Here is a 3,053-nt window from a genome sequence, read left to right as displayed (position 1 = left end):
ACGCTAAAACACCCACTCCCCTTCACACTCCGCCTCCCCGTACCCGAATGCGGCTACGCTGGGTAGTACCTGGGCGAAGGGAAGAGAACCGTGGTTGGAGTTCGTCGGGTTGCCTTCGTGGTCGCCGCGGTGCTCTTGCTGTTCGGCGAGCCGTGGTCGGTGCTCGTGTTGCTGCCGGACTGGCCGGTCGCGGGCACCATCATCGGCACGGTCGTTTTCGGCGTAGCAGCGCTGAGTTTTCCGGTGCTCATGGTGCTCGGGCACGGTCCGAAGCAGAGCGACGCCGCCGCGCGGATCGGGGACGTCACGCTCGGCACGGTCTGGGTGCTGTTCACCTGGAGCGTCCTCACGCACGTGCTGCGGCTGGTCCTGCTGGTGTCCGGAGTGGACGATCCCGCGCGGCCACGGATCGTAGCCGGGGTCACGCTCGCCGTCGCCGCGGTGCTGCTCGTCAGCGGGAACCGGATCGCCATGCGGGTGCCGCCGGTGAAGGCGGTCGACGTCGTGCTGCCGAAGCTCGGCGCCGGGCTCGACGGGCTGCGCGTCGCGGTCATCACCGACACCCACTACGGACCCCTCGACCGCACCCGCTGGTCCGAACGCCTGGTCGCCGAGCTGAACCGGCTGCAGCCCGACGTCGTCTGCCATGCCGGGGACCTCGCCGACGGGTCGGTCGCCAAGCGGCGCAAGCAGGTCGACCCGCTCGGCGGCGTGCAAGCTCCGCTCGGCCGGTTCTACATCACCGGCAACCACGAGTATTTCGGCGAGGCCCAAGCCTGGCTGGACCACATGGCGAGCCTCGGCTGGGACACCCTGCACAACCGCTCGACCCTGCTCGAACGCGACGGCGCCCGCCTGCTCTTCGCCGGCATCGACGACCCCACCGGAGCCGCCTCGGGCCTCCCCGGTCACGGTCCCGACCTGGCCGCCGCCCTGGACGGCTCCGATCCCGAGGTCCCCGTCGTCCTCCTCGCGCACCAGCCGAAACAGGTCGCCCAGGCCCGCGAGGAAAACGTCGACCTGCAGATCTCCGGCCACACCCACGGCGGCCAGATCTGGCCCTTCCACCTCCTGGTCCGCCTGGACCAGCCCACCCTGTCCGGCCTCACCCGGCACGGCCCCACCCAGCTCTACAACAGCCGCGGCTCCGGCTTCTGGGGCCCGCCCTTCCGGGTTTTCGCCCCGAACGAGATCGCCCTGCTGACCCTCCGCAGCGCCTAAACCCACCCCTTCCCTCCCCGACCACACCACCAGATCCCACCGACTAATTTTTTTGTCTTGACAACTCAACTGGTCGGATGCGAGAGTTCTCCTCACGGCACCACCCGAGGAGGAACCCCATGCCCACTGTCACGTCCGCCGACGGCACCCAGATCGCCTACTCCCGCATCGGCTCCGGCCCCGCACTCGTCCTCGTCGACGGCGCGCTCTGCTACCGCACCTCGACCCCCAACGACGACCTCGCCAAGGCCCTCTCCGACCGCTTCACCGTCTACACCTTCGACCGCCGAGGCAGAGGCGAAAGCGGCGACACCGGCCCGTACGACGTCGAGCGCGAGATCGAAGACATCACCGCACTCGCCAAGGAAGCAGGCGGCGAGATCGGCCTGTACGGCATCTCCTCCGGCGCCGCCCTGGTACTGGAAGCCGCCCACCGCGGCGTGCCGGTCAAGAAGGTCGCGGTGTACGAACCGCCGTTCGTGGTGGACAGCACGCGCAAACGAGTCCCGGCCGACTACCAGGCGAAACTCGAAGCAGCCGTCGCCGCCGGAAAACCGGGCGACGCGATCAAGACGTTCATGGTCGAAGGCGTCGGACTTCCCGCCCTGATGGTCACGATGATGCGCCTGATGCCCGCGTGGCCGCGAATGAAGCGCATCGCCCACACCCTCGCCTACGACGCGCAAATCATGGACGACAACCAAGCAGGCCGCCCGCTCCCCGAGGCCCGCTGGTCCGGAATCACCGCCCCCACCCTCATCCTCGACGGCGGCAAGAGTCCCGCGTGGATGCGCAACGGCGTCGCAGCAGCAGCGGATCAATTGCCCAACGCCGACTACCGCACCCTGCCCGGCCAGACGCACCTGGTGAAGACCGCCGCACTGGCCCCGGTACTGGCGGAGTTCTTCGCCACGAACTGACTCCGCCGCCACTCCCGATGCGGCAAGCTGCGAAACGTGGCCACGCGAGCATTGATCTTCGATTTCGACGGCACCCTCGCCGACACGGAGGCAGCGGTACTGCAGTCCTGGCAGGAAACATTCGCCGGACACGGCGTAGAACTGCCGATGGACACCTGGCACGCGGTAATCGGCACCCACCGCCTCGCGGCAACGATGTTCAAACTGCTGGCCGAACACGTAGCGGATCTGGACCCGGAAACCCTGCGCCCCGCAATGCGCGCCCGAGTAGACGAACTCCTAGCCGAAGACGGCCCCCGAGAAGGCGTACTCGCCTACCTGGACGAGGCCGCCGCGAGAGGCTTGGCGCTAGGCGTCGCCTCAAGCTCGTCAGGCACCTGGGTACACGGCCAACTAGAACGTCTAGGCCTGTCGTCCCGCTTCACCGCAGTAGAAACGGGCGACCGCCACAAACCCAAACCCGACCCGGACACCTACCTGGCAGCCCTGCGCACCCTAGGCGTAACAGCGGAAGAAGCCCTGGCGTTCGAAGACTCCCCACACGGAGTGAGCGCAGCGAAAGCAGCCGGAATCACCACCATCGCAGTACCAAACCCCATCACCGCCCCCCTGGACTTCGCAAAAGCAGACCAAGTCCTCCCCAACTTCACCACCACCCCGCTAACCGCGCTGCTGCAGCAATTCGGTACGTGAGGGGAACCCTCACGGACTCTGAGTCCCTCAGGGTTCCCCTCACGACCCGCCGCCGTCCGTGAGGGGCCCCTTCACGGACCTAGATTCCCTCAAGGAGCCCTTCACGGCCCACCCGCAGCCGCAGCCGCTGCACCCACCGATCGAGGCACCCAGCCCCTCCCCCGCACCCCGATACGAAGCCTCCCTGCGGTTCGGGGGTGCTTGTCAAGGCATCTTTCC

At 67.8% G+C, this 3,053-nt stretch carries 3 protein-coding genes; all 3 read left to right on the top strand.

Translation table 11 applies throughout. The features are described 5' to 3' along the window. Positions 1-90: 90 nt before the first annotated feature. The 3 genes from D0D37_RS46085 to D0D37_RS46075 all read left to right on the top strand — a co-directional run bounded on the left by D0D37_RS46085 (position 91) and on the right by D0D37_RS46075 (position 2,834). The gene (locus tag D0D37_RS46085) at positions 91-1,221 is read left to right on the top strand and encodes a metallophosphoesterase (protein WP_162834819.1); all 1,131 of its coding nucleotides are present in this window, start codon (positions 91-93) and stop codon (positions 1,219-1,221) included. 119 nt (positions 1,222-1,340) lie between these two features. Further along, the gene (locus D0D37_RS46080) at positions 1,341-2,141 is read left to right on the top strand and encodes an alpha/beta fold hydrolase (protein ID WP_116206864.1); all 801 of its coding nucleotides are present in this window, start codon (positions 1,341-1,343) and stop codon (positions 2,139-2,141) included. Positions 2,142-2,177: 36 nt separating this feature from the next. Next, entirely contained in the window at positions 2,178-2,834 is a 657-nt protein-coding gene (locus D0D37_RS46075) for an HAD family hydrolase (protein ID WP_116206863.1), read from the top strand. Positions 2,835-3,053 lie beyond the last annotated feature (219 nt).

Source organism: Amycolatopsis circi (genome assembly GCF_003385235.1).
Taxonomy (GTDB): domain Bacteria; phylum Actinomycetota; class Actinomycetes; order Mycobacteriales; family Pseudonocardiaceae; genus Amycolatopsis; species Amycolatopsis circi.
The sequence above is the reverse complement of the archived record's forward strand: the minus strand, read 5'-3'. Positions and strand labels throughout refer to the sequence as shown.

Coding starts and splice junctions, on each gene's coding strand:
- D0D37_RS46080 (WP_116206864.1), top strand. CDS start 1,341: ATGCCCACTGTCACGTCCGCCGACGGCACCCAGATCGCCTACTCCCGC.